Source organism: Rhizobium sp. T1470 (assembly GCF_042140505.1).
Classification (GTDB): Bacteria; Pseudomonadota; Alphaproteobacteria; order Rhizobiales; family Rhizobiaceae; genus Rhizobium; species Rhizobium favelukesii.
In genome coordinates this window covers 13993-39846 of record NZ_CP148095.1, presented here as the reverse complement: position 1 = coordinate 39846, position 25854 = coordinate 13993, and the positions used below count along the sequence as shown (strand labels likewise).

Annotated in this window: 24 protein-coding genes and 5 pseudogenes; 20 read left to right on the top strand and 9 right to left on the bottom strand. The window is 57.9% G+C overall.

The window, feature by feature from the left end; all coding sequences use genetic code 11:
* Positions 1-18 precede the first annotated feature (18 nt).
* Entirely contained in the window at positions 19-915 is an 897-nt protein-coding gene (locus WGT02_RS38485) for a hypothetical protein (RefSeq protein WP_208245148.1), read from the bottom strand.
* A 134-nt stretch (positions 916-1049) separates the two neighbouring features.
* On the bottom strand, positions 1050-1763 hold the full coding sequence (locus tag WGT02_RS38480; RefSeq protein WP_208245150.1) for a hypothetical protein: 714 nt from the start codon (positions 1761-1763) through the stop codon (positions 1050-1052).
* Between the two features lie 304 nt (positions 1764-2067).
* On the opposite strand from WGT02_RS38480, the gene WGT02_RS38475 reads away from it, so the two are divergent.
* Genes WGT02_RS38475 through WGT02_RS38465 form a run of 3 tightly spaced genes read left to right on the top strand, consistent with a single transcriptional unit; the run spans position 2068 to position 4949 of the window.
* Positions 2068-3384 carry a radical SAM/SPASM domain-containing protein gene (locus WGT02_RS38475; protein WP_208245152.1) on the top strand — a complete coding sequence of 439 codons (1317 nt, stop codon included), beginning with the start codon at positions 2068-2070 and terminating at the stop codon, positions 3382-3384.
* Complete coding sequence (locus tag WGT02_RS38470; protein WP_208245154.1) at positions 3384-4562, top strand: radical SAM protein; 1179 nt, start codon at positions 3384-3386, stop codon at positions 4560-4562. Before WGT02_RS38475 ends, WGT02_RS38470 begins: the two co-directional genes overlap by 1 nt.
* A gap of 30 nt (positions 4563-4592) precedes the next feature.
* Positions 4593-4949, top strand: a complete 357-nt coding sequence (locus WGT02_RS38465; RefSeq protein WP_208245157.1) for a pyrophosphatase — start codon at positions 4593-4595, stop codon at positions 4947-4949.
* A 32-nt stretch (positions 4950-4981) separates the two neighbouring features.
* On the opposite strand, the gene WGT02_RS38460 is transcribed toward WGT02_RS38465, so the two are convergent.
* Positions 4982-5467, bottom strand: coding sequence for a DUF1612 domain-containing protein (locus WGT02_RS38460; RefSeq protein ID WP_318246623.1), 486 nt, complete (start codon positions 5465-5467; stop codon positions 4982-4984).
* 47 nt (positions 5468-5514) lie between these two features.
* On the opposite strand from WGT02_RS38460, the pseudogene WGT02_RS38455 reads away from it, so the two are divergent.
* Positions 5515-5688: pseudogene (locus tag WGT02_RS38455) on the top strand (helix-turn-helix domain-containing protein); the annotation flags it as partial.
* A 158-nt stretch (positions 5689-5846) separates the two neighbouring features.
* Here WGT02_RS38455 and WGT02_RS38450 read toward each other — a convergent pair.
* A complete protein-coding gene (locus tag WGT02_RS38450; protein WP_208244986.1) occupies positions 5847-7061 on the bottom strand; it encodes an IS701 family transposase in 1215 nt (404 codons plus the stop codon).
* 47 nt (positions 7062-7108) lie between these two features.
* Here WGT02_RS38450 and WGT02_RS38445 point away from each other — a divergent pair.
* From WGT02_RS38445 to WGT02_RS38415, 7 genes and pseudogenes are all read left to right on the top strand, one after another.
* A pseudogene (locus WGT02_RS38445) lies at positions 7109-7309 on the top strand (replication initiation protein RepC); the annotation flags it as partial.
* Positions 7310-7403: 94 nt separating this feature from the next.
* A complete protein-coding gene (locus WGT02_RS38440) occupies positions 7404-7862 on the top strand; it encodes a transposase (RefSeq protein ID WP_208245161.1) in 459 nt (152 codons plus the stop codon).
* On the top strand, positions 7843-8196 hold the full coding sequence (tnpB, locus tag WGT02_RS38435; RefSeq protein ID WP_208245162.1) for an IS66 family insertion sequence element accessory protein TnpB: 354 nt from the start codon (positions 7843-7845) through the stop codon (positions 8194-8196). Before WGT02_RS38440 ends, tnpB begins: the two co-directional genes overlap by 20 nt.
* Positions 8197-8250: 54 nt before the next feature.
* A complete protein-coding gene (locus WGT02_RS38430) occupies positions 8251-9822 on the top strand; it encodes an IS66 family transposase (RefSeq protein WP_208245164.1) in 1572 nt (523 codons plus the stop codon).
* A 78-nt stretch (positions 9823-9900) separates the two neighbouring features.
* Positions 9901-10398 (top strand): annotated as a pseudogene (gene repC, locus WGT02_RS38425) (plasmid replication protein RepC); the annotation flags it as partial.
* A 123-nt stretch (positions 10399-10521) separates the two neighbouring features.
* Positions 10522-10644, top strand: coding sequence for a hypothetical protein (locus WGT02_RS38420; protein ID WP_263623212.1), 123 nt, complete (start codon positions 10522-10524; stop codon positions 10642-10644).
* Positions 10641-11672, top strand: a complete 1032-nt coding sequence (locus WGT02_RS38415; protein WP_225040614.1) for a tyrosine-type recombinase/integrase — start codon at positions 10641-10643, stop codon at positions 11670-11672. The genes WGT02_RS38420 and WGT02_RS38415 overlap by 4 nt, the downstream gene beginning before the upstream one ends.
* A gap of 91 nt (positions 11673-11763) precedes the next feature.
* On the opposite strand, the pseudogene WGT02_RS38410 reads toward WGT02_RS38415, so the two are convergent.
* Positions 11764-11922, bottom strand: a pseudogene (locus WGT02_RS38410) (ATP-binding protein); the annotation flags it as partial.
* 297 nt (positions 11923-12219) lie between these two features.
* A complete protein-coding gene (locus WGT02_RS38405; protein WP_225039569.1) occupies positions 12220-12504 on the bottom strand; it encodes a LexA family transcriptional regulator in 285 nt (94 codons plus the stop codon).
* 28 nt (positions 12505-12532) lie between these two features.
* On the opposite strand from WGT02_RS38405, the gene WGT02_RS38400 reads away from it, so the two are divergent.
* The 4 genes from WGT02_RS38400 (at position 12533) to WGT02_RS38385 (ending at position 18548) form a co-directional block, all read left to right on the top strand.
* Positions 12533-13649, top strand: a protein-coding gene (locus tag WGT02_RS38400) for an IS630 family transposase (protein ID WP_375679399.1) whose coding sequence is annotated in 2 segments (ribosomal slippage) — positions 12533-13180 and positions 13182-13649 — 1116 coding nt in all. Because the reading frame shifts where the segments join, the coding sequence is not laid out codon by codon here.
* A gap of 88 nt (positions 13650-13737) precedes the next feature.
* The gene (locus tag WGT02_RS38395) at positions 13738-14097 is read left to right on the top strand and encodes a hypothetical protein (protein ID WP_208244982.1); all 360 of its coding nucleotides are present in this window, start codon (positions 13738-13740) and stop codon (positions 14095-14097) included.
* A 611-nt stretch (positions 14098-14708) separates the two neighbouring features.
* Positions 14709-17618, top strand: coding sequence for a Tn3 family transposase (locus WGT02_RS38390; RefSeq protein ID WP_208244980.1), 2910 nt, complete (start codon positions 14709-14711; stop codon positions 17616-17618).
* A 15-nt stretch (positions 17619-17633) separates the two neighbouring features.
* Positions 17634-18548, top strand: a complete 915-nt coding sequence (locus tag WGT02_RS38385; RefSeq protein ID WP_225040611.1) for a hypothetical protein — start codon at positions 17634-17636, stop codon at positions 18546-18548.
* Between the two features lie 5 nt (positions 18549-18553).
* On the opposite strand, the gene istB is transcribed toward WGT02_RS38385, so the two are convergent.
* Positions 18554-19450 carry an IS21-like element helper ATPase IstB gene (istB, locus tag WGT02_RS38380; protein ID WP_208245168.1) on the bottom strand — a complete coding sequence of 299 codons (897 nt, stop codon included), beginning with the start codon at positions 19448-19450 and terminating at the stop codon, positions 18554-18556.
* Positions 19447-20919: an IS21 family transposase gene (gene istA / locus WGT02_RS38375; protein ID WP_208245170.1), complete on the bottom strand. Its 1473-nt coding sequence runs from the start codon at positions 20917-20919 to the stop codon at positions 19447-19449. The genes istB and istA overlap by 4 nt, the downstream gene beginning before the upstream one ends.
* A gap of 271 nt (positions 20920-21190) precedes the next feature.
* Between istA and WGT02_RS38370 the strand changes: the two genes are divergently transcribed.
* The 5 genes and pseudogenes from WGT02_RS38370 (at position 21191) to WGT02_RS38350 (ending at position 24204) form a co-directional block, all read left to right on the top strand.
* Positions 21191-21853, top strand: coding sequence for a hypothetical protein (locus WGT02_RS38370; RefSeq protein ID WP_225040610.1), 663 nt, complete (start codon positions 21191-21193; stop codon positions 21851-21853).
* A gap of 141 nt (positions 21854-21994) precedes the next feature.
* Positions 21995-22546, top strand: coding sequence for a recombinase family protein (locus WGT02_RS38365; protein WP_208244976.1), 552 nt, complete (start codon positions 21995-21997; stop codon positions 22544-22546).
* Positions 22543-22968: a hypothetical protein gene (locus tag WGT02_RS38360; RefSeq protein WP_208244974.1), complete on the top strand. Its 426-nt coding sequence runs from the start codon at positions 22543-22545 to the stop codon at positions 22966-22968. The genes WGT02_RS38365 and WGT02_RS38360 overlap by 4 nt, the downstream gene beginning before the upstream one ends.
* 56 nt (positions 22969-23024) lie before the next feature.
* A pseudogene (locus WGT02_RS38355) lies at positions 23025-23860 on the top strand (IS5 family transposase); the annotation flags it as partial.
* Entirely contained in the window at positions 23860-24204 is a 345-nt protein-coding gene (locus tag WGT02_RS38350) for a hypothetical protein (RefSeq protein ID WP_208244972.1), read from the top strand. The pseudogene WGT02_RS38355 and the gene WGT02_RS38350, both read left to right, overlap by 1 nt.
* A gap of 505 nt (positions 24205-24709) precedes the next feature.
* Here WGT02_RS38350 and WGT02_RS38345 read toward each other — a convergent pair.
* Entirely contained in the window at positions 24710-25504 is a 795-nt protein-coding gene (locus WGT02_RS38345) for an IS5 family transposase (RefSeq protein ID WP_208245172.1), read from the bottom strand.
* Positions 25505-25854 lie beyond the last annotated feature (350 nt).

Sequence of the window (25854 nt, the reverse complement as noted above, 5' to 3'; positions counted from 1 at the left end):
CCTTCTTGTCACAGAGGATCATATGGTCGGGAATGATCCCGCCGCTATATGTCGTAGGAAATGGACGTTGCAGGCATGGACCTTATTGGAACGCAGGTCCATGAGCGTGTTATAACCGGGTACACCCATCAAACAATATGAAATGCTCTGGTCCATCGAAAGGCCATCAGTCGCCTCGGTGTACTTACTTGGCTCCTCGCTTGCGGCCGCACCTGCCATTCCCGCGGCGACCACGCTGTTCGTGAGTCGGAGCAAGGAGTTCGCCCAGTGCGCAGGATTCGGCCGAATATCCGTTCCAAGATGGTCTAATAATGCGATTGCGCAATGCTTTACAGCCATGTCAGAATGATCAGAAGCTATGCATAAACTCCACTTTGGCGCGGGATCCACGAGCTCCAGCTGAAGGAGTGCAACAAGCACTGCTCGCTGGGCAAGCTCGCCGGCGATGACTGGGACCTCGCGATATCTACCGGACAGACAAAGCCCCAGCGCGTCTTCATAGGTTGACAAAAGAAAGGATGAAAAATACCCAGCGAGGGCGCGCCGCAATAGGTCTCGTCTTCTTTCGAGAATGTCTTTCAAGTCGGCCGAGCCAGACACGGTCTTGCCAAGCAGTACGCGTGCAGCGAAACGCATGTCCCAAAAATTGAGAGCAGAGTGACCGCCGCTGAGGTTTGCTGTGAAGCCGTCCAAGCAAGAAACGAAGTCAGCCAGCCATTCGAGGGTACGCGTTTCGTAGTCAACTTTTCCAGCTTGCACACACCAGGCACGCTTAATCCCGGCAAAATGTTCTTCCCGCGAGATAATGAAATAGTCAATGTCGGACAGAGCACTTCGATAGCGCGCAACGGAAGACCCTCCGAGACAACAGAGAAAGCTCATATCCTCCGGCGCATGCGGCGATTCACTTCCCAATGATTACATAGCTCCTTGCGTCATCACTCTGCGGGAAAACGCGGAATTTTGGGGCGATCAGGGGATAACGTGGCGACTTCGCCCGCCTGGCAATCCACCTGAGTAAAGTGGCTCCCCTAGTCCCACGATGATCACTAGACGACAAGTCGCGAAATCGCATCAATTGCCGCGCTGCCAGGTCGCAGCGCGATGCCGGCCTCTAACAGGCCCCTTGACACACTAAGCTGATTGTCAATGCGTTTGGTTACGATGTCCGGGCTTGCAAAATTCGCTGCGCGCGACAAGAGCTGGCTGGCCTCTTTTGCGTTGCCCTGGGTCATACGCACGGTCGCCAACGTCCACATCGCAGTGTGATCCTCCGCCGTTTGTTCAAGCGCTGCCACACTGGCCTTTTCAACGGCTTCGATATCACCCTTCGACAACAAGATCGTTGCGAGGACGCCCATAAAGCTAACCTGTTGGCCTCCGACGGGAGCCTGAATAGAGCCCTTTGAATCTACGGCGATGGCGCGTTGGATCCAATCCTGCGCGTTGTCGTTGTCCCCAAGCCGCCAGGCAGCGAGCGCAAGCCGTGCGGCACACTCTGCTGACCCTTCAAGCGCATAGCTGACCTCGAACTCCTTTAGCGCCACGCCATACTCCCTGATGGCATAGTTTGCCAATCCGATGGTCAAGTGCCACTCGGCACTGTTTTCCTTCAACTTTCGAAGGGCTTTCAAGAACTTTCCTGCCGCCGCCGACTCTGCCTGTCGCACCCCAAGCTGGCTTTCGATGTTTTCAATTGATTGCATCGCCATCATCCCTTTGTTGTTTGGAAAGCGGAACGAGAATGAATTCGGCACTTTCAACTCAACTCATCAGCGATAGAAACATAGCATTTGCAACCTGAAAATAAAAATGGTATTTCTACGTCACCCTGTGGACAAGGAGTGATTTTGATGGCTACCAAGAAGTCCAGCAGCGCGTCTCATAAGACAGTTAAGAAGAACAAGGCTGTTCAGCCGGATATCGAGCCGAAGCGCGAGAGCTCATCGATTAAGAAGCGGATATTCAAGGTTTCAACCTTTCACCATTGAACTGCGATACCCTCACAGAGTGAGACTGAAAACATCATAGCGAACTATAGTTTGCCTACAATGTTGCGAGGCGGCGATGAGATATGTTATCCGAAACGAATTTTTTGGAAGCCTTGCTTACGACAAGGTTGAGAAAGACTATATTCATCTTGACCATCTCACTACCAGACTGTTACGAAATCCGGATAGGCGCCTTTCTAGTACGGAGTATCACGAATACGGTACTGATCGCGGCGAGGTTCGCTTGCTGCGCGAAGAGTTGAAGAAGCGTGATCTCCCGGGCAATTCGATGTATCTCGGCAATGCCGTAGGACAACAGGTACTCTCCGCGCCAACGCGCATTTTCCTTGAGATAACCTACCAATGTCCCGAGAAGTGCGCGCACTGCTATACGGAATCGGGGCCGCGGCGACCTGATGAGCTCGAGCTATCTGAGAAGAAGTCAATTGTCGGTCAGATGGAATCGATGGGCTGTTTTCGCCTCTCAATTGCCGGCGGAGAGCCACTGGTGGATCCGGATTTCTTTCCCGTCGTTGAACACGCTATTTCCAAGGATATCGACGTGTCCTTTTCGACGAGCGGGATCCCGGTCACAGAGCGCGTCGCGCGACGGCTTGGGGAACTAGATGTCAGAACCGTCAACGTAAGCCTCGATGGATGGGATGACATGTCTTACGACCAAGTAAGGGGCAGCGGACGCTTCCGCTATATGTTGCGCGGCGTGGAGCGGCTGCGCAAACATTATCATGGAAAGATCGCTGCGAAGTGCACTCTGATGACGAGCAACATTCGGAACCTCGATAGCATCATCGCATTGTCAGAAGCGCTTGGTTTTGACGTGGTGAAGTTTAACTGTGTCCGCGAGGCCGGCCGTGCGATTGAACGCAACAGCCTTATCCCGACACAGGACGAATACATCGACTCAATGCGCTTTTTGGCTGAGTGGTACAATTCGAAGAAGTCCAAAATTAAAATGGTCCTGCCAGTGAACCCGTATCAAAAGTTTGAGGGGGATGCCCCCGACGTAATCGGCGAACTCGGCTTCGGCTGCTATGCGGGCAAGGAGAGTTTCTGTATCACGGCTACTGGCTCAATTCAGCCTTGTACAAGTTTCGGCGCGCGGAAGTACGTCGATGGCAATGTTCGCGGTACGCGGTTGATCGATGCCTGGAATGACGGCCGGGCTATGAATATGTTTCGGGGACTAAACGGAAGTTCGGCTTGCCAATCTTGCCCGACATACAACGGATGCCGCGGGGGATGTTATCTTCGATCGTTCACCGCGACCGGGGATTTGAATGCAACAGACCCCTATTGTTACGAATATCGCAATCTCGAGCCGACAGCGCCCAAACGCCTAGCTCGCGAACTGGAGGTTGCTCGAGCCGAGTGATGGATAGGCTACTATATATTCGAAAGGAATTTTTTGGCGGCATCGTGTTCGAGCCAACATCTGGACGCTATTTCAATATCACTCAGGAGCATTTTGATGCACTTGGGAGCTTGCCAGACACATGCCCCCTATCGGGCAATCGCATCGTAGCGCCTTTCTACCCCGATGGTGGGGCCGAGCTTGACGCCGCGAAAATGCGCATTCGATCAGTCCTGAATCCGACGCAGGATCGACTATCGGCGCCGCTTAAGGCATTTTTCAATCTCACGAAGCGATGCAACCTCTTCTGCGTGCATTGCTACAACGATTCTGGCCATGCGAGCTCGCCAGAACTCGATCTATCCACAGTACTGCGCGTCATTGATACTTTTGTGCGCCGTGGAATATTCAAGATCACCCTTTCTGGCGGAGAGCCGCTCTATCATCCTTCCTTCGATGCAATCGCGGAATATCTCGCAAAGACAGATCTTTACGTATCCATCGTAACGAATGGTATATGTATCTCCGATCAACGGGCGGAGCGGCTTGCCTCTAATCCTGCCATCCGGTCAATAACCATCTCGCTCGATGGCGGCAATTCTCTTGTCAATGACACAATCAGGGGAGTTAATGCCTTCGCGAGAACTGTTGCCGGCACACGCAGGTTGCTTCGTCATTTCGACAGGCCCGTCGCGTTGCGCATAACACTTGCAAAGAGCAACGCCGACTCGCTGGAAGAATTCGTTAGCTTGGCAGTGAGGCTCGGAATACGAGAGGTAAAGGTCAATCGGCTCAACGCCTATGGCCGAGCGCATGGACAGCAGGGCCTTTCGCTGACTGGTGAAGAATTCCAACGCGCACGCGATCTGCTAGCCAAATATTCCATTCGTCACGACATTGCGGTCGAGATGCCGGCACACCAATATAGAAAGGGAGGAGATGGCCAGCTTAGTCTTTGTCGTGCCGGTGAGGAAACCTGTGAGGTCGATGCGGATGGCAACCTATACCCCTGTTCGTTCAGCTTTGGTAACTTAGCGGCCGGCAACTTGAGGCACGAGGAGCATGGGATCGTTTTCGATCGTCTGCGTCAACACTCGATCAATAACAGTTGGTGCCTTTCCTGCAAAGGACGTGGCGGAGATCAGGAAAGGGTCTTTGGTCAGGTCCCGGACTTAGTCAACTTCGCGACTATGCAATAGAAACAATCAGAGAGTCGCAGGAAAAGCGCCATGAAGACCAATTTTGCTTTGCTCGCTCGTGATCTCGAAAGCGTGTCTTTTGGCTATGCGGAAAGATTCGGGATCGAACGCGACAGGGATTGGTATGTCCTCAAGCTGCAAGAGGAAGCAGGCGAGGCCGTTGCTGCATGGCTGCGAATGACTGGAAGAAGCCGCCATAAGGCGGATCTGGTTGAGGCCAAAGAGCATTTCGCAGCGGAACTTGCTGATGTGATCGCACACACCCTCTTGATCGCGCACCATGAGGGCGTTGATCTCGACCGCGCATTGGCAAGTAAGTGGCTGACCTATCTTACAGTTGCGGCGACTACCGACTCCATTGAAAACGCAACTCCGCCGTCGTCGTGACACATCGATCTGCTCGGCGCGACTGTCGCTGATCAAATCGTCCCCCACGCCCGAAACCTCCCTCTCCCCGTCATCTCGCGCAAACCGAGCTCGCCGAGGATCCGCCGCGCCGCCTGCGGTGTGACGTCGATCGCCTTGGCCACCATTCCGGCGGAAACAAGCGGCCGCGACATCACCAGCTCAATCAGCTCCGGCAGCTTTGACGTTTGGCGCCGGCCGATCAGCCGACGCTCCATCGACTGTCGGGCAAGAGTCAGCCGGCCGTGCTCCTTGAGGCCAAGCTCAGCGGCGGCGGTCAGGCCTGAGAGAACGGCCATCAACCGGGTTTCGCGATCGCGATGCCGTCGGCGACAGGCGGGTATGGATTTCAGGCCGAGATTGATCGCGGCCAGATGCGTCCCGGTCGTCGCGCCCGCCTGGCGCAGAATGGAAGCCGCCAGCGGCCCGCCGAGCCAGAGCGCATGCTGCAGGACGTCCAAACGGTTCCAGGCATCGAGTGCGACCACCGCCTGCAGCACGGGTGGAAAACTGTCGAGCTCGCGGAGGACGGCCCGCCATTCGCTGAGCCGTCCTCGTCCCAATCGAGATCATAGACGATAGCGCCAACGGAAAGCGCTTTGCACGCAAGGGCGATGCCGGTGACGTTGAGTGTGCGTTCGGCTTCGATCTTTCCCCTCTCCTCGCCCGTGCCGAAGAGTTGGCGATGCTGGCTCAGCAGGTTGTCACCTCAAGGGCAGCGTTTAGCATTACAGTGCATTTTAGTTTTGAGGTGAGCTCGTCGAGCGGCCGCCTGATGGGCGCGCCTCCAGCATGACCATGCGATGACGTAGGCGGGGCTTATGCGACGCTGAGCGAGTCTTATGGCGATGCGCCGGACTTCCTGGATAGACCAGCGGATCAAGTCCTGATGGTCGGCATCCGCGGTCTTTTTTGGGGCGTCGCGTCATTGGCGCGGTACCGGATCACCGCCATCATGGCGAAGGCAAGCATGACGAGGGAGACGTGGCGATGCCAGCCATGCCATGACCGGGTTTCGTTGTGATCGAGTCCGAGCTCGTTCTTGGCGGTCTCGAAGCTGTCTTCGATCGCCCAGCGATGGCCTTCAACGGAAACGAGCGTCTGGATGTCCGTCCCGGCCAGGCACCATGTGGTGAAGAATGCGAGATCACCGTCGCTGATATTGCGCCGGATCAGGAGGCCACGGGTCCAAAGCCCAGATGTCGTCTCGTTGTATTCGTCGGCATCGAGGTCGGCGAGTTCGCAATAGGCCCAGTCATGAAGCCGCGCGCCTTTGGTGCCCTCACCGGCGGAAAGACGTTGCCATGCACTTGGATCGAGATCACGGGCGATCTCCTGCGCTGTGCCGGCGACCGGAGGCTTACCCGACCAGGAGCCGAAATGGTGGTCCGATTTAACCCCAAGAACGTAGCCTTTGCAGGCTCGACGCAGGGTCCCTTCAACGTCCCCGACGCCATAGACCGCATCTGCGGCCACCCATGAAAACGGCACATCGGCTGCCAGCGCACGCCGTATCATCTCGACAGCCAGGCCTGGCTTGGTAGCGAAGGCTGTAGCCTGAGGAACATGAGCTGCTGCCAGCCTTGCCGGATCGCCGGTCCAGCTTTTGGGCAAGTACAGGGCCCGATCGATAAAGGCATGACCGCGAACGGACACATAGGCGGCGAACACACCGATCTGGCAGTTCGTTATCTTGCCAGCCGAACCTGTATATTGACGTGCAACACCGCACGATGTCTTGCCCTGCTTGAGGAAGCCCGTCTCGTCGATGACCAGGACCGCATCATCCGTGGCGAGGTTTTCTACGACATACTCTCGCACGATGTCGCGAAGTGCGTCCGCGTCCCAGCGCCCGCGCCCCAGAATGGCTTGTTGCCGCCACGGGCCTGGATCACCGGCCGCCTCAGCACGCATCCAACCTGTCTTACGCCGCTCGTCACCCAGCAAGCCGTCCAGGAAAAGGTTCGCAGAGGCTGCAACTCGCTCCTGCGTAAACAGTCTGCGCATGCGAGCCTTCACGTCGCGCAACGATGATGCCCAAAGCTCAAGCGTAGTCTCGATTGATGCACCTGTCATCCATGACCTCCGAATCATGGAGACCCATAGATTCAGACCACAGATAGATATGCAACTGTAATGCTAGGAAAGCCAAGGAGAGGCTGACGATTTGCCGGCGGGATACTCGCAAGCTCATCACAGCTGCAATCGAAGAAGGTGCGGACGGCAATTGGCAAGCGATTGAAGAGATGTACATCGGGCTGGTTTCCCGCCTGCCTCGCTCGCCGACCCTTGAGGACCTCACCGCCATCCTCGAAGAAATGGAAATGCTGAAGTCCTCAATCGCTTGGAAGACAGTAAGCGCTCATTTCCATGCGCCTTTTCGCGTTGAGTTCTCTGCCGCATGAAGTGTCCACTTGAAATAGGTGGACACCAAATATGAATGACGAAGAGCAGAAGCTGCGTGTGCGGTTGGTGGGGCGTGATGGTCGGCGGCGCTATGATCCAGGATCAAAGGCGCGGCTTGTTACGGCTTGCCTCCAGCCTGGTGTTTCTATATCAGGCCTTGCGCTTGGCCATGGGGTCAATGCCAACCTTCTACGCAAGTGGGTCAAGGAGGCCAGGGAGGCTGGCTTGTCGGCGGTATCTGCAAGCTCGCCGTTTATCCCGGTCGTCGCAGCAGACGGCAGCCTGCCTGTCGGGATGCGCTCGCTGGATATACCGGTCGCGTATGGTGAAGAACAACCGGCATCACTGGAGAAGACGGCCCATCTGTCAGGTTTTTCCAAAATCAGCGCGTTGCTGCCGAACGGCGTGAAGCTTTCGCTGGAATGCGGTGATGTGGATGCGTTGACGGCGATCATCGGAGCTCTGGGTCATGTTCAGACTGGGCGCTGATATCAAGGTTTACCTGCACCGCGAGCCGATCGACTTCCGGGCCGGTATCAACAGCCTTGCGGTCCTGGTGCAGGAGGTGATGGAGCTCGATCCGTTTGCGCCTGCGGTCTTTGCCTTTTGCAATCGCCGCCGTGACCGGATGAAGCTCCTGTTCTTCGATCGGTCCGGTTTTGTGATGGTGCTGAAGCGATTGTCGGAAGACCGGTTCCGATGGCCACGTCGGGAGATGATGGTGGTAACGCTGACGACCGAGCAATTACACTGGATTCTCGACGGCATTGATATCGACGCGATGGTCCGCCATCCGGTTCGGCAATACCAGATCGCCGGCTGACAGTTCTCGACGTCTGCGGTTGACGGGGCGAAACGGTTCAGATTCAAGAATCTGATGATCCGACCCGGCGAACCCACTGTTGAGGAGTTGATGGCGCGCATTGCGGCGCTGCAGGCGGAGAACCGTCAGCTCACGGAACGCGTGGTCAAGCTCGAGGAAGAACTGGTGTTGGCGCGGCTTCATCGTTTTGCGCCGAAAAGCGAAAAGCACGTGGACCGCCTCTTCGATGAAGCCGAGCAGGTTGCCGATGAAGACGACGCCGGCGGAGACAATGGGGAGGTCGTCGACCTGCCGGACACGGGCTTTGCGGCGATCGAGAAGCCAGAGGGCAAGAAACGTGGCCGCAAGCCCCTGCCGGAACATCTGCCGCGCGAGCGCGTCGAATATGACCTTGCCGACGACCAGAAGGCCTGTCCTTGCTGCCGTCACCAGATGCATCGCATGGGCGAGGCCGTCACCGAGCAGCTCCACATCGAGGTGAAGGCCAAGGTCCTGCAGAATGTGCGGCTCAAGTATGCCTGCCGCCATTGCGATCGCACCGGGATCAACACGCCTGTTGTCCTTGCGCCAATGCCCGCGCAGCCCTTGCCGGGCAGCATCGCCACGGCCTCGACGCTGGCATTTGCTCTTGTTCACAAATATGTCGATGGCACGCCGCTCTACCGCCTGGCCCAGGCCTTCGAGCGCGCCGGCGTTCCCGTCAGCCGCGGTGCTCTGGGCCATTGGGTGATCGGCTCGAGCGAGAGGCATCTCTCCCGCATCTATGACGCGCTGAAATCGCGGCTCAGGTCTCAAGCCATCATCCATGGCGACGAGACGACGGTCCAGGTGCTGAAGGAAAAGGACAGGGAGGCCACCAGCACATCATTCATGTGGGCGTATCGGAGTGGAGAGGACAGCGACGAGCCGATCGTGCTGCTCGATTATCAACCCGGCCGCGGCCAGATTTATCCGCAGGCCTTCCTCGGCGATTACCACGGCATCCTGATGAGCGATGGCTATTCCGCCTGGCGCACGCTGGCAGGGGCCACCCATCTGGGATGCATGGCGCATTCCAGGCGTCGCTTCGTCGATGCCCTCAAGGCAAGAAAGAAAGGCGGCGGTCCGCCGGAGCAGGCGCTGAAATTCTTCGAGCAGATCTACCGGATTGAAAGCCAGGCGCGCAACGCAAAGCCTGACAAGGGCGAAACGCAAGCCGATTGCATTCGCCGTTTCCGCCAGCAACACAGTGTCCCCATCCTGAATGCTCTCAAGGTATGGCTCAACGACATCGCCCCGAAGGTCTTGCCCGACAGCAAGATCGGCGATGCCGTGTCCTATACCCTAAATCAGTGGGACTACCTGACGCGCTACACAGAAGACGCCAGGATGCCGATCGACAACAACCTACTCGAGCGCGATATCAGAATTTTTGCCACTGGCAGAAAATCCTGGCTGTTCAGCGACACCGTGGACGGAGCGAGGGCCAGTGCCGTCGTCTACAGCCTAATGCTGACCTGCCGAGCTTGCGGCATCGAACCCTTGGCCTACTTGCGCCACGTGCTTACCGAACTGCCGCAGCGCGCAACAGATTCCGACATCACTGATTTGCTGCCCTTCAACTTCGCCAAAACTACCGCTGCCTGATCCGATAGGGCCGTCACAAAGCGACCCACGTCAAATGGGCCACGTCAACGCGCATGGAAATGAGCGCTTACGGAAGACAAACAAAATCCTCAAAACAATAGCACCAATGATGCCCATGATGAGCAGCACATACAGAATTCAAAACCAGAATCCCTTACTGAACTTGAACCTCGCTCTGAGAAAGAGCAGGGCGAAAAGCCGAACAAGACAGCGACCTCGAGAGAGCCGCTGAAGCCGTTCCCACTTTCTGTGGTTTTGAAGGCTTGCCCCCAGGCGGCCGACTATGGGCCTGGGGGCTCGGTGGGAAGTTGGCGCGATCTGATGTCCGCCGCGGTGGTGATCCGATCGATGCTCGGGGTAAGCCCGTCAGCCTACCAAAGCGCCTGTGAGATTATGGGACCAGAAAACGCCGCTGTGGCCATGGCTTGCATCCTGGAGCGCGCTAATATGATCAACTCGGCTGGCGGATATCTACGGGATCTCACCCGGCGGTCAGAGCAATCTGAATTTTCTCTTGGGCCGATGATTATGGCGCCGTTAAAGGCAAACGGCCACGCTCAACTGAAGGCCGGATAGCGAGTGCGCAAGAAGATTGAAGGTATCCGTTGCGAGCGCCCCACAGCCATGGGCGTGACGCCGATCCTCAACCCGGACTAAGCGTCGTTGGCGGGTGCGCCTGGGTTAAAGAGAGCTCTCTACATGGGCCACGTTAGCATCGCGTCGACGGCATGTTATCTGCACTTCCTTCCAAAGCTGAGAGAGATCGCCAGCGACCGCTTTGAAGGGGCTTTCGGCGGTCTCGTCAGCGAGGTCGTGGCATGAGGAAACATCAATCCACCGCATTGGGCCGAAGCATGGCACGCTTCTTTCAAGAATATCTTCCCGCTCTCCGCGGCATGAGCCATCATACGATCCAAAGCTATCGCGACACGATGGTCCTGTTCCTGCGATTTGCAGCGGCAGAGACCAATGGATCCGTTGAAAGCATCGACGTCTCCGACATCAATGCCGACAGGATCGGCCACTTTCTCACGTCACTTGAGGTCGAGCGTGGCAACAGCATTGCGACCCGCAATGCAAGGCTGGCGGCGATGCATACCTTTGCGCGGTTCCTGATCTCGGAGCATCCCGAATATATGGACACCCTGCAACTGGTGGTGACACTTCCCTTCAAGAGGCGCGCGCGGGTGGCACCTGTCGAATATCTCGAAGAGCCCGAAATCAAAAGCGTCCTGTCGCGTATCGACCGCCGCACGCCTGCGGGACGGCGGGACTACGCGCTGTTCTCGCTGATGTTCAATACGGGTGCACGAGTTCAGGAAATCCTGAATCTTCGCATTTGTGACCTTCGTCTGGTATCGCCCTGTCAGGTGCGCCTGCACGGTAAAGGCAACAAGGTTCGCCTTTGCCCGATCTGGCGAAACACGGCCCAGCTTCTTCAGGAATTGATCAACACGCTGCATCCACCCTCAGATAATCCCGCCGAGCAATGGGTCTTTCTCAATGACCGTGGCACACCGCTGCCCCGGTTCGGTGTTCGATACTTACTGCGCAAATATGTTGATATGGCTGCGGGGGAAGAAACCACCCTGGCCGAAAAAAGCATCCATCCTCACTCGCTGCGGCACACGACTGCCATCCACCTTCTCAAGGCGGGCGTGGACATTGCCACCATCAGCCATTGGCTTGGCCACTCGGGGCTGAACGTAACGATGCGCTACGCGCGGGCCGATATCGATATGAAGCGGCAAGCGCTTGAGCAAGTCTTTCCCGACGTGAGGTCATCGGCAAAAGATCAGACGATCATCGCTTATGATGGCGGGATGTTAGGCTGGCTGCGCCGCTTGTAGACGCTCAGTTATGTGGAGTTGTATCGTGGGAAAGTCGCGTAGTTGCGGGCTCTTGCGGTGTCAGCTCCACATCTCTGCGCAGTGCACGTTAATCGAGGATGAGGAGCTGGACGCGGGTGAGCTTGTCGATGAGGCGAGGGAAAGAGCCATCGAGGCGGGCAAGCGCGAGATCCTCGAACATGCGCGGCACGCGCACATAGAGGACGGAGTGACCGAGCCTTGCCGCTTGCCTGCCGAAGGCGCAGGCCAGGCGAACGCGGCGTCACCGACGATAGCTGCAGCCGCGTAGCAGGGTCCATCAGTCTTCGTTCGAAGATCGCTTTTCCCAGGTCGATTTGTTCACCGGTGAGGGCATGTAGTTGCTCTGGTTGGGCGCGGTCACCAACCCTCGAACGCACCGGCCTCATCCGCAGGCAACCAGGTATCGCGCGCAGCATCCAACTGCTCGTCGACCACGACATCCTACCCAAACTTCAGCCGGTTCAACCCGTCATAACCTCTGTGCAGAGGTACTAGTACCGCGCCACAGAGATTATGACGGGTTGGGTTATCGTAGAATGGGCAAGTCTTCTGGTGGGATGAGAAGTTGGATGCTGCGTGCTGCGCCTGGCACGCGGGATATAAATCCTGCCTTCTCGAGGGTCAGCACCATCTGGTGAACAGACGGAGCCGTAACGGCGAAGTGGCGACGCATGTCGGCTTCGGCCGGAGGCTGTTTGAAGATGCGGCTGTAGGCGTAGATGAAGGCCAGGTACTGGCCTTGGACTTGCGTAAGGCCATGTCTTGCCGTTGCGGCTTGCGGGTCAAGTGAGGGACTCATTTTCGGATTCATCTGCGTCTCCGCGCTGAAGGAGGTGTCGATGACTATAAAGTTTCACGTAGAGCTTAGCCAATCGGAACGTGATCAACTGGCCGTTTTGTTGAGCGGGGGACGCCATGCGTCGCGCAAGATCAAGCGCGCCCAGATCCTGGTGGCGGCGGACGAAGGCTTCAGCGACGAGGTGATCGCGGCAACCTTGAACGTCAGCGGATCGACGATTTACCGGACCAAGCGCCGGTTTGTGGAAGCCAATCTGGAAGGCGCGCTCAGTGAAGAACCGCGCCCGGGTGTTGAGCGCAAGCTATCGAGCAAGGAGGAGGCGCTGTTGGTGGCGACCGCCTGCTCAAAGCCGCCGCCCGGGCGAGCCCGCTGGACCCTGGAGCTTCTGGCCGATGAGATGGTCCGACTCACCGATCATGACGAGTTGTCCTCGGAGACCGTACGTCGCCGGCTGGCTGAGAATCATCTCAAACCTTGGCGCAAAGACATGTGGTGCATCCCAAAGCTCGATGGGGAATACGTCGCGCGCATGGAGGATGTTCTCGACCTCTACGCAGAGACGCCTGATCCACAAAGGCCCGTGGTCTGCTTCGACGAGAGCCCGACCCAACTCATCGGCGAAGTGCGCGAGCCCATTGCGGCCAAGCCTGGCCAGCTTGAACGCTACGACTGCGTAGTATCGCCGAAACGGCACGGTCAATCTGTTTGTCTTCATGGACGCCCACCAGCCCTGGCGCAGGGTGAAGGTCACCGATCGGCGAACCAACCAAGACTTCGCCCAGTGCATGCGCGAACTGGTCGACGTCGATTATCCCGACGCCCCGATCATCCGCGTGGTGATGGACAACCTCTCCACCCATTCCGCCGGGGCGCTTTACGACGCATTTCCAGCCCCGGAGGCTCGAAGGGTGCTGAAGCGACTGGAGTTCCACCACACGCCCAAGCACGCCAGTTGGCTCAACATGGTCGAGATCGAGATCGGTGTCCTGCGCAGCCAATGCCTCGACCGTCGTATCGACAATAAAGACACCATAATCGCCGAAGTCGCAGCCTGGGAGCAGCAACGCAACGCTAATGGCGCAAAGATCCAATGGATGTTCACAACCGAAAAAGCCCGCCAAAAGCTCCGCAAAGCTTACCCCGTCAAAGAGTCATAATCTCTGTGGCGCGGCACTAGGTGGCCATCTCATTCAGATTCCGCTGGAGATCATTGTGGACAGCAGACTTGTCAAGCAGCTGACCGATATGGCCGCTTCGGCCGGTATCGATGTGATTAAGGAACTTGAAGTGATCCTTGCGAATTCGGTCGACGGCCCAATCACCGTCAAAGCGGCGCGTGACTCGTTCACGAAAGTCCTCGCCAGGGCGAGGGAAGGCGGCATTCAGCTCATCGGGAAGAAGACCGAAGACATGGCCGTTGTCATTTCGCTCAAGGACCTCGCTACCCTCATTCGCTCGTCGGCGCGGAACCGTTCCTTCGGGTCGGCCCTGGATGAAGTCGGATTTAACCCTGTCGGGAAACGGATCGTGATTGGCGCGAGAAAGGACGGCCCCGCATTGAAGCGTCGTGAAAATCTCGCTTTAGCAGCTGCGCGGTCGATCTAGTTCCACCCTGTTGACTCCGTAAGAATTGTTCTCTATTCGTTCCCATATGGAAAAGCACCTGACACACCCCATACGAATAGGTTGATCCCGCCAAGCCGCGATGCCCGCGGCTGCGATCAATCGTTCATATGCGAGGAAGTCATGAGTATCGCAAAGCGAGCGGGGTCTACCCCAAGAATTCCGTATCTGTCCACGTTTTCCACCCAGTCGCCACCGTAAAATGTGAGGGCGTCCGACTGTATCGTTCGCAGTCGGCCCGAGACGCGCTACACGGACCCGTCAATCGGTTCCAGATCACGGGACACGTCATCAGACCTGTCGCGTTCGACGACTATTGAGCAGTGCCTGTCGAGCTGCCGGATGATCTACTTAGCACGATGGCTTGAGAGCCAACATCTTTTCGGAATGGGAGTTTTCAACCTTCATTTTGCGGCTGTTTTGTTGCCGTGGGAAATTTGAGGCTGCTCTTCACAGCAACACCTCCAAAACGGCCCTGTCGGCTCGAAGCTGGGATTTTGGCCAAGTTGAAGAACGTTGTGGGAACATTGTCTCGCTAATTGACGAGTGATTTGCGGGGAATGACAGTCTGCTCCGAATTATGGAGTAGGCTGATGGGTTTGAGTATTTCGAATGAGGATTTTATCGGGCGCTGGAGCCTGAGCTTTTCCGACATGGATTTTGTGAACGGCAAGCCGGCCCCGGCGCGACTGGGATTGGCGGTTCAGCTTAAGTTCTTCGCCGCACACGGCTTTTTTGTACAGGACCCTGCCTCGATCCCGACCGACAGCGTTTGCTGGCTGGCTGAGCAGCTTGACGTCGAATGTGACGCCGTGAACCAGTATGATTTCTCCGGCCGGACTGCGCGCCGGCATTGTGCCGAGATTTTGCAGTATCTCGGCTTTCGGCGCCTGAAACGGCCCGATCGGGAAGAGCTGACATTGTGGATCGCTGGCGAACTGTGTCCGACCGGGCGATCGGTTGGCGCCATGCTCGAGCAGGTTTTTCTTTGGTGCCGGGACCGTAGTATATACGGCCCGTCGCACAAGGAACTGGAACGCCTGGTGCGTTCGCAACGGCAACACTATCTCGATGACTGGTTGACCGGGGTGAGCGCTCGCCTTTCATCAAGCACGCTCGCATTGCTGGATGCTTCTATTGCCGAGGCAGACGGCCAGACCGGCTTCAACACGATGAGGGGTGATGTTGGCCAGGCGTCGCTCGACAACATCCTCAGCATGACGGCGAAACTTGCCTTCATTCAGAAGCTTGATCTGCCACGGGATATCTTGTCGACGACCGGCAAGGCATGGGTGGAACAGATTGTCCGCCGTGTCGCCGGCGAAAAGGCCTGGGAGATGCGGCGGCACGCGCCGGCCAGACAAATCGGCCTCTATGCGATTTATCTCTTGTCGCGGGAAGCGCAACTCACGGACGCCATGGTCGACCTGCTGATCGAGACGGTCCACAAGATCGGGACGCGTTCGAAACGCAAGGTGGTCGGCGATATCGCCAAGGATATCGAGCGGGTCTATGGCAAGGAACGGTTGCTGGTCGAGATTGCCAGCGCTTCGATCGACGAGCCCGCAGGGCGCGTCTGCGATGTCATTTTCCCGATCGTCGGCAAGGACAAGCTGGAGGCGATCGTCAAGGAGAGCCAGGCAAAAGGGGCTCTCGACCGGCGCATATATAAGGTGATGCGCTCATCCTGGGCCAATCATTACCGGCGTATGCTGCCCAGCCTGCTTTCGGTTCTGGAATTCCCGTCAAACAACACCGTGTGGCGTCCGGTGCTAGTGGCGCTGGATTGGATCAGGAGCAAGGTGGATGATGGCTGCCGTTTTGTGCCGATGGAGGATGTGCCGATTGACGAGGTTATTCCTGCCAGGTGGCGCAGTTCCGTCATCGATGACGATGGCCGTGTGAACCGGATCAGCTACGAGCTTTGCGTCCTCACCCAGTTGCGTGACCGCATCCGTTCCAAGGAGATCTGGGTTGTCGGCGCGGACCGCTACCGGAACCCGGATGACGATCTACCCAAAGACTTCGAAATCCGCCGTGACGCCTATTACACAGGCCTGAACCTGACCCCGGACGCGCGAGCGTTCACGGCTGGCATCCGTCAGGAGCTTGAGTATGAATTGCTACTTCTGAACGAAACGATCCCACGAAACGACAAGGTCCGGCTGCTGTGGCGCGGCGAAACACGCATATCGATCACACCGTTCAAGCCTCTACCGGAGCCGAAGGGACTTGAAGCGATCAAGGGCGAGATCGGTCAGCGCTGGCCGATGACAGGATTGCTCGACGTGTTGAAAGAAGCCGCACTCGATACCTGTCTGCTGGAGGCCTTCGAAACATCGGCGTCGAGAGTAGCCCTGTCGCGCGAGGCGCTGGATCGGCGGCTTCTGTTGTGCCTTTATGGTCTCGGCACGAATGCCGGGCTCAAGCGGGTCGCCGGCGCGACACCTGATGTCAGCTACGACGAGCTGCTGCATGTTCACCGCCGCTTCATCCATGCGCCGGCGCTGAGGGAGGCATGCGCACGGGTTGCAAACGCGACCCTGGCCATCCGCAATGCCGCCGTTTGGGGAGACGCCGGCGCCGCATGCGCGTCCGATTCCACGAAGTTCGGCGCGTGGGATCGCAATCTCATGACGGAATGGCATGCCCGTTACGGCGGGCGTGGTGTCATGATCTATTGGCATGTCGAGAAACGCGCAACTTGCGTTTATTCCCAGCTCAAGCGGTGCTCTTCCTCGGAGGTCGCCTCCATGATCGAAGGTGTGCTGCGTCATTGCACCGATATGGAAATCCAGCGCCAATATGTCGACAGCCACGGTCAAAGCGCGGTCGGCTTCGCGTTTTGTCGGCTGCTCGGCTTTGAGCTCGCCCCGCGCCTGAAAGCCATTGCCCGCCAGAAGCTGGCGATCCCGGAGGCGGGAATGCGCGCAAGGCTGCCGAATCTCTTGCCGATCCTTTCTGGCGCAATCAACTGGGACGAAATCGAGCAGCAATATGACGAGATGGTCAAATACACCGCCGCCATGCAGACGAGAACGGCGGACCCGGAGGCGGTCCTGCGTCGTTTCGCCCGTGCCGAAGTGATGCACCCGACCTACAAGGCGCTGAGCGAACTCGGCCGCGCGGTCAAGACGATCTTTCTATGCCGTTACCTTCGACAGGAAGCCTTCCGCCAGGAAATCCATGAAGGGCTGAATGTCGTCGAAAACTGGAACAGCGCTAATGGCTTCGTGTTTTTCGGCAAGGGCGGCGAGATCGCCACGAACCGGATCGATGAGCAGGAGATTTCCGCTCTGGCTTTGCACCTGCTGCAGGCGTCACTGGTCTATGTGAACACCCGCATGCTGCAGACCGTCCTGGTGGAGCAGAAATGGGCTGATCGGATGACGCCGGAAGACTATCGTGGTCTCACGCCGCTGATCTACAGTCACGTCAACCCTTATGGCCGTTTCGATCTCGACCTCGAACGGCGGATCGATTTCGAACGCCGGGCTGCATAATTTTTGGAGGCGCTAATGGTTAGAATTGCTGAAACATGCCTGAATGTTCTCTACCAACATGGGCTGTCGTCGGCGCAGTTCCAGTTTTGTTTCGAAAGAGCAAAGCATGATCTCCTGGCCGATGACATGGCCTGCGACGCCATCGTTGCGGAGGTTATGCAGTCCATGGAAGGTCATCCGGATTCGGCAACCTTGTTCGGATTGCTGCTGGATGAGGCCCGAATGGGCGTCGAGAATGACAGCCCATATGGAAAGGTTTTCCTGGAAAATGCGGAGAAGGCGATCAAGGCTCGCATTGCTACCGGTACTGGCGAGCCACTTCACCGTTTGAAAATTGCTGGCTTGTATCGGCGTGCCGGTCTGCCCGTGCCAGACATACTGATGCTCGACCCGGTTGGCGAAAATCCCGCCGACGAGATCCCGATGCCGGATCTTGATGGCGCGCTTGCCGCTTTAGCGGCGGACGTTGAAGCTGAAGGCGGCGGTGCGTATGAGTTCTTCAGTGGCCTGGATGAGATGTCGGCAGGAATGCCGGAGGATGCCAAGGCCGCGTTTGTCCATCATCTGTTGAGCCTCGACAATCCCTTTCTGGAGCGCTGTGCGCTCTATTGGCTGGTGTCCGGCGCATCATTGACGCGAGAGGCCGTGGCCGCCGGCCTACGAGAAAGGCTCATGCGCGGGAAGCTGGAGCCTGAAACTTTATCCTATCTGCCGATCATTCGCGGCTGGTTGCCAGCGAGCTCCGCCCGGGCAGTTATCGATGACATTGGCAAGCTGGCTCTGCGACAAGGTCTCGCCGCAGATCCCCATAACAACAGGACGGAGCCGATAGTCAGCGACATCATGGCGACCACCGCTGACGGTGTTGGGGCGCAAGGCCTAACGTATAGCGCGACGATCAGGATGAGACGCGAGCGACAATCTGGATGAGATTCTTATGTCGCGGTTGGAGCGAAGTTATCATGTTGATTGTCGCTGGCAAGAGTTTCATCGTGTTCTGATTGCCGCTCCGCGACAAGCTGGGAAGAGCTTTTGATTGTCGCGAATGAGGCGGGTCTGCCGCGCTGGCGTTTGGCTTCCATGGCCGAACGCCGCCGGTAGCTTTCGACATTCATCTCGAAGATTGTTGCGTGATGGACAAGTCGGTCCACCGCGGCAAGCGTCATGGCCGGGTCTGGAAAGACGCGGTTCCATTCTCCGAAGGGCTGATTGGCGGTGATCATGATGGAACGCCGCTCATATCTTGCGGAGATGAGTTCGAAGAGCACGCTCGTTTCGGCCTGGTCCTTGGTGACGTAGGCCAGGTCGTCGAGGATGAGAAGATCGAACTTGTCGAGCTTTGCGATGGCGGCTTCGAGCTGAAGCTCCCTCCGCGCGACCTGAAGCTTCTGGACGAGATCGGTCGTGCGGGTGAAGAGCACGCGCCAGCCGTTCTCGATTAGCGCGAGGCCGACGGCTGCGGCGAGATGGCTCTTTCCGCCGCCGGGCGGACCGAACATCAGGATATTGGCGCCTTTGGCGAGCCAGCTATCGCCGGCTGCAATCGCCATGACCTGGGCCTTGGAGACCATGGGAACAGCGTCGAAGGCGAAGCTGTCGAGCGTCTTTCCGGGTGGCAGGTGGGCCTCGGCGAGGTGTCTTTCGATCCTGCGATGGGCGCGTTCGGCCAATTCATGCTCGGCGATGGCCGAGAGGAAACGGGCAGCAGGCCATCCTTCCCGATCGGCCTGCTCGGCAAATTGGTGCCAGAACGTCTTGATCGTCGGCAGCCTCAGTTCGTTGAGCATGATGCCGAGGCGGGCTTCATCGACTGTGTGGATGTTGCTCTTCATGCGACCTCTCCCGCATAGGCCGTGCCGATCAGGGCTTCATAACCATTGAGCGACGCGAGTTGCACATGAACGATCGGCAACTGATCCGGGTCCGGGCTGAAGACCGCTCTCAAAGCCGCCAGATCAGGCAGTTTGTGGGCGTCGAGCGTTTTGGCAAGCTCCTCGGCCAGTTCACGCTCGCAACTGCGATCGTGAGCCAAGGCAAGCAGTTCCACGGTGATCTTGCAAGCCTGCCGCTCGGGCAGTTGCTCGATGAGCGCGTCGAAAGTCCTGCGATATTCCGGCCTGGGGAAGAGCTTGTCGCGATAGACGAGCCCCAAAAGCGCCATCGGCTTTTTGCGCAGGGAATGAATGACGTGATGATAGTTGACGACTTGATCGTGCTTGCCACTCGCATGGGCGCGGCCTCGGGGTAATGTCAGCAGATGCGTGCCGCCGATGAAGACGTCGAGGCGATCGTCGAACAGACGCACCCGCAGCCGGTGGCCAATCAGACGGGAAGGCACGGTGTAGAAGACCTTGCGCAAGGCGAAGCCGCCGGTGCTCGATACGGTGACGATGACCTCTTCGAAGTCGGTGGTGCGACGATCGGGAAGAGCTTGCAGATGCGTGCGCTCGGCATCGATGCGCTTGCCATGTGCGGCATTGCGGCGGCTGACGATCTCATCGATGAAGGCGCGATAGGATCCGAGGTCGCCAAAGTCCCTGGTTCCGCGCATCAGCAGAGCATCGCGGATCGCATTCTTGAGATGGCCGTGGGAACTTTCGATCGAGCCGTTCTCGTGCGCGACGCCCTTGTTGTTGCGCGTCGGCGTCATGCGATAATGGGCGCACAGTTCGTCGTAGCGATGCGTCAGATCGACCTTGGCGTCGGCATCGAGGTTGCGGAAGGCGGCCGATAAGCTGTCGCTGCGATGATAGAGCGGCGAACCGCCAACCGACCACAGGGCGTTCTGCAGCCCCTCGGCCAGAGCGACGAAGCTCTCTCCACCCAGGATGACATGGGCATGCTCGAAGCCCGACCAGACCAGCCGGAAGTGATAAAGCAGATGATCGAGCGATTGGCCGGCGATCGTCACGCCGAGGCTGCCCATGTCGGTAAAATCCGACAGTCCTAACCGACCGGGTTCGTGCATCTGACGGAAGATCACTTCCTGCTCCTGACCGTGAACAGCCCGCCATGATCGGATACGACGCTCAATCGTACGGCGAACACCTTCTGACAGCTCTGGATGACGCCGCAGCATCTCGTTGTAAACGGCGACCGCTCGGATGCCGGGCGCGGCCTTGAGGAGCGGAACAACCTCGGCGTCGAAGATGTGCTCAAGGGGATCGGGGCGACGCCGGTCGCGCGGCGGCTTGGTCTGCGATGGAAGACGCGCATCCTTCTCGATGCGGTAAGCCGTCGCCCGGCTGATCGACGCCTTGGCGGCAGCGACCTCAATGGGGTTGTTTTGTCGGTACTTCATAAAAAGCCTCGTCTGATGATCGGTTACATGGCGACCCGGCACAAAGGTGATTCTCCATTCTCAGAAAATCACCGACGCTACCGGGCCAACCGCGATCATGAGACGCCGAAAAATTGCGCCGCGGCGGGGGTGTAACTCCAGTCGGGCTACGCCCTCCCTTCGTCACACCCCCGCCGCCGAGTCTCATCCTGATTGACGCTGAGTCTCACCTTGTTTGTCGCCGCGCAGCCTAACGATTGTCGGAAGACTGCAAGCCCAGACATTTGTCGCGATGATCCTGCTAAAAACCGGGTACGGCATCAAAGATGCCTTTGTCATTCGCTGCCGCTCAAAGCGCGAAGCAACCAACATCATCTCCTATGCCCGCCAGGAAGCAAACAGCGTCCGAATAGATCGAATGACTGCCGAGCTTCTGCTGGAGGCGGCTCTGGCGGATGGGATAGAAAACGGCCATCCACCAGCGCCAGGTTTCATTGACGTCATGGAGGCTTGCAGCTTGAGCCAATTGCGGCCCCAGGAAAGGGATCTGCAGGCTTTGCTGGATCACGTCGATCCGCAAAAGGAAATCCAGAATGCGACAGCGGCACAACTGGATCGGATGCTCCGCAATGAGCCCGCACTGGATGCGCTCGTCCCGTTCACCGACAGCTGGTTTGAAGACACAGGAGAAACACGCGGCATCATCCAAGGATCTCGGTCGGTGCGGACTGTTGAAAAAAGGATCTGGGCCTTTCTCGAAGGCCGGCGAGACATCTGGGCAAGGCGATTTCTGCAAACCGCGATCATTCTCAAATCGGCTAAGAAGGAGCGGCTGTCAAAAGCACTGGCGGCCGCTGCCTTCGCGCTTATGCACAAGCATCCTCTACAGGACATCCCGCTCGTGGAAGATATCGTTGTGACCACACTGGACGCAGGTGGCGGATCTCTGTGGTGAATATTTTGAGTATACCGTCGTGAACACTATCAATGAACAGGTCGAGACCGTGGTTTCCTGTTTATTTTGGGTCCAAAGTGAGATAATGAACAAATCGACACGATGGCACACCCAAATTGAACAGTTTGCATGGTATAGGACATGGCTCGTATCGGATATGCCCGTACATCCACAACAGACCAGAACCTTGCCGCGCAAATCGCGGCGCTCAGGAACGCCGGCTGCGAGGTCATCCGCGAGGAGCAGAAAAGTGGTGCCTCGCTCGAAGGCCGGCCGCAGCTGATGACCATTCTTGACTTCATCCATGCCGGCGAAACCCTTGTCATCACCCGCATCGACCGGCTGGCCAGATCGTTGCGAGATCTTCAGGTGGTAGTCGACCGCCTCAAGGCCAAGGGCGCGCATCTGGTAGCCACTGAGCAGCCCGTCGATACCTCCACAGCTGCCGGGAAGGCGTTCTTCGACATGCTCGGCGTCTTCGCGGAATTCGAAACTAACCTGCGGCGCGAGCGGCAGGTTGAGGGTATCGCCGCTGCCAGGAAACGTGGCATCTACAAAGGCCGCCCACCGAAGATTGACCGCGCAGAAATCCTGCTTCGGCTGCAACAGGGCCAGGGCCCCAGCAAGATCGCCCGCGATCTCGGCATATCGCGCGGCACGGTCTATCAGGTGCGTAAAGGTACTTCCGAATGAGCAAGGCCAACCGCATCACCCGCTTGACATCCGCCACCTGCGAGCAAATCCAGGCCCGCATGCTTGAGGCTTGCAGAAAGATCACCGCAGATCACGGACTGGTTATCGAAAGCGCCGGGTGGCGCGGCCAGGAGCCTGGCTTTTCGTTCGAACCAGCATTCCGCATCAGTATTCCCGCCCCAGACGGCAAGCCACTCAATCTGGATAAGGAGATGTTCGCCCTGCTGGCCGAACAGTACGGTCTGGAGGCTGCTGACTTCGAACGCGAGTTTATCGCTGGTGGCGAGCGTTTCCGGATCACCGGCATTGATCCACGAAGACCTAAATATCCCATCTCCGTCGAGCGTATCCCCGATCACCGCGGCTTCAAGTTCACCGCCGACAATGTTGCCATGTTGCTCAAAGCACAGGCCAAACCCTGACGTTCATGAAACGTTCTTCAACTTGGCCAAAATCCCAGCTTCGAGCCGACAGGGCATACGACCTTCTATTCCGCTGGTTCGTCGAAATCGGCATTGATGATCCAGCTTGGGACCATTCGGTGTTTTCGAAGAACCGCGACCGCTTGCTGAAAGGTGACATCGCGGCGAAGTTCCTGGGTGCAATCCTTTCTCAGCCCAAGGTAAAGCGGCTGCTATCAACGGACCACTTCTCTGTCGATGGCACGTTGATTGAAGCCTGGGCATCGGTGAAGAGTTTCAAGCCGACGGGCGACTCGGGTGAACCACCACGGGACGGTGGCGGCCGAAATGCGGAAGCAGACTTCCATGGCGAAAAGCGTTCCAATGAGACCCATGCGTCAACGACCGATCCGGAGGCGAAGCTTTATAGGAAGGGAAAAGGCAAGGAGGCCAAGTTGTGCTTCATGGGTCATGGGCTGATGGAAAACCGCCATGGCCTGCTGGTCGACGCCTATCTGACAGAGGCCAGCGGATACGCCGAACGGGTCGCGGCTCTTCACATGATCAAACAGTTCTGCGACCGGCCACAAGCAGTCACGCTGGGTGCCGACAAGGCCTATGACACAAAGGACTTCGTCCAAGATTTGCGGTCGATGAGGGTGACGCCCATGTGGCGCAGAACGTCAATGGTCGCCGCTCGGCGATTGATGGGCGCACGACGCGCCATTCCGGCTATGGGATCAGCTTGCGCATCCGCAAGCGCATCGAGGATGCGTTCGGCTGGATCAAGACCGTCGCGGGGCAGGACAAGACGAAGTTTCGTGGCCGCGACCGCGTCGGATGGGCCTTCACCTTCGCGGCCGCCGCCTACAATCTGGTGCGGCTGCCGAAGCTCATGACGGAGATAGGCTGATGGCCAGGGTTTCTGCCTTCGCCAAGGCCTTCGCCGGTCGTTGGCGCATCGTCGAGATGGACAACTGTGACAACGACGTCCTCGATCTCGTCGAAGAGGCGCATCTAACATTCCAGGGCGCGGCGGACGGCGAAATCGCCTTCGGCGCGCTCAAGGGCTTCCTCGATGTCCGTTACGGCGCACGCGACGGATCAGCCTGTGCGGAGTTCTCATGGGAGGGACAAGACGAGAGCGACCCGGCCTGTGGTCGCGGATGGGCTGCTCTCGGCTCCGCCGGACGCCTTGTCGGGCACTTCTACGTCCACAACGGAGACGATTCAGGCTTCGTCTGCGAACGCGAATGACTTCTTCAACGGCCTGCTAGAGGGCGGGGTCCATACCATTGGCCCCTGCTTGCAAGGTTTGGCTGAGATAGTTGATCGGATCGCTTGCGCTCATATGTCCGGCCTTTTGCGCGCCGGTATGTGAGCGCTGGCCAAGATGGGCTACACGGATAGCGAGTTCCAAACACGTACGCGACGTCCGTCGGCATCCGTTCCTCCACGTCGAGACCGACCACATGCATGCCACCCTCTGTTTCCAGCATCGAAGCGGAGGGTGAACCTATTAAACTCGCTTCCGGCTTCAAAGCCCTTTGGGAGGTGGTCGTCAACCAGACAAGAATGTCGAAAGCCCGACAAAAGAGCTCCAGATCGGCCTGCAAGAATGAAGAAGTGGCGCAAAGCAACAGGTGCCTAATCTGGCATGTAAGTTGCACGGTTTGGCTGCCATGCGCGTTTCCGCTCCGGTGCAATAACATAGCGGCTCACTACCTTTGGGGAGACCGATGCTTAGAGTCCGTTTTGAAATTCAGGGATGGGCGTTTCTGCGGATAAGATTGCCGCCCATAGCGACGAGGATCATGGCGTGAGAGACGTCGATGCGCTTCTCGTAGTCGCGCACGAGGCGGCGCCATCTTGTCATCCAGCCGAAGGTGCGCTCGACAACCCAGCGGCGGGGCAAGACTTCGAAGCCCTTCTGATCGTCGGATCTGCGGATGATCTCGACCACGAAGTCCAGATAGGCGGCCTTATCCATGAGCTTCAGCCGGTCGTAGGCGCCGTCGGCGAACAGATGCTTCACCGGGGGCCAGCGCTTGCGGATACCATCCAGGATCGCCTGAGCGCCGGCGCTGTCGGAGATATCGGCCGGCGTCAGGTTGACCATCAACAGCCGCCCACCCGTATCGACGGCAATGTGTCGCTTGCGGCTGACAATCTTCTTGCCGGCGTCGTACCCTCTTGTTTCCGCTTGCGGAGCCTTGACCGACTGGCTGTCGATCACGCCCGCCGTGGGACTGGCCTTGCGCCCGGCTCGCTCGCGATCCAGCATCAGCGCCACGTCGTGGATGGTCTGGAACAGAAAGCGCCGCGCCAACTCGCGAAACCAGCCGTAGACCGTCTGCCAGGCGCCGAAATGGATCGGCAGCATCCGCCAGCCGCAACCCGAGCGCACAAGGTAGCGCACCGCGTTGATCACCTCACGGAAATCAACCTCGCGCGGACGGCCGCGACGCCTAGGCTTGGGCATCAGCGGAGCGATCTGTTCCCACTCCTCGTCCGTCAGATCGGACGGGTAGCGCTTGGTCAGCTCCGCGGCGACCATTGGCAGCAGCACTGGGCACGAGAACAGGCAGTTCCACTGTCGTCCAGCAAGAAGATTAGACATGTCCCGTTTTGGAGGAACGCAGGCGAAATACGAGCGAGCACTAGCTGTTCACGATCTCCTGCACGAGAATGTTTTCACTCTTACTGGATATTGCGGCGGACCATATCGCCTGATTATCGGAACGAGAGTCTCTTGCATTCTAAAGTAGTTTATTTTGACCCTATACGTTGGCCAATCGCACCTGCCGAACGCACGACCACCTCACGATCAAATCCATAACACCGTCCAGGACGCAAATACCCAACAACTAAACTCGTGTGTTCGCGACCTGCGAGCTGCCGCTTAGG